At 56.6% G+C, this 656-nt stretch carries 1 protein-coding gene; it reads right to left on the reverse strand.

Translation table 11 applies throughout. The features are described 5' to 3' along the window. Window positions 1-548: IS110 family RNA-guided transposase (locus tag C2134_RS19265; RefSeq protein WP_146042226.1), on the reverse strand; the 548-nt coding region annotated here is incomplete at its 3' end. Between the last annotated feature and the right edge of the window lie 108 nt (window positions 549-656).

Below are 656 nucleotides of genomic sequence, written 5' to 3' on the forward strand. Positions count from 1 at the left end.
AGGCGCTGAATCAGCAGTCGAAATGATCCAGGCAGTTCGTTGCGGACATCTTCAATGAGTCCTGGAGCCTGGTTGACAATGTGGCCGATGCCTTGGGGAAGGATCAGCCCGAACTCAGCCAGCAGACCACGGATCTGGTTTGCCTGGGCAGTGCGGGCTTTGACAAAACCCTGACGTACACGGTGCAGCGCCAGCACGCTTTGCTGTTCCACATTCTTGATCGGCACAAACCGCATGTTCGGTCGGGTCACTGCCTCGCAGATGGCCTCGGCATCCGCAGCATCGTTCTTGTTGGTCTTGACATAGGGCTTGACGTACTGGGGAGCCATCAGTTTAACGACGTGGCCCATGCTCTGGAGCTTGCGAGCCCAGTGATGGGCGCTGCCACAGGCCTCCATTCCAATGAGGCAGGGCGGTAGGTTGGCAAAGAAAGCAGCCACCTGGTGTCGCGTCACCTGTTTGCGCAGCACCACCTTGCCATGTTCATCGACTCCGTGAACTTGAAACACGTTTTTGGCCAGATCCAACCCGATCGTTCTACCGTTCATGGTGACGCTCCCTTCAATTCAGTGAGGTGATAGTCATCTCACTGTGGCACTGCGATGCCGTTTAGAGGAGGGGGCGTCCATCCCATTGCCTTCGCCCAGCATTTTGAT

Origin of the sequence: Chromobacterium sinusclupearum, from assembly GCF_002902845.1 — a bacterium.
Taxonomy (GTDB): Bacteria; Pseudomonadota; Gammaproteobacteria; order Burkholderiales; family Chromobacteriaceae; genus Chromobacterium; species Chromobacterium sinusclupearum.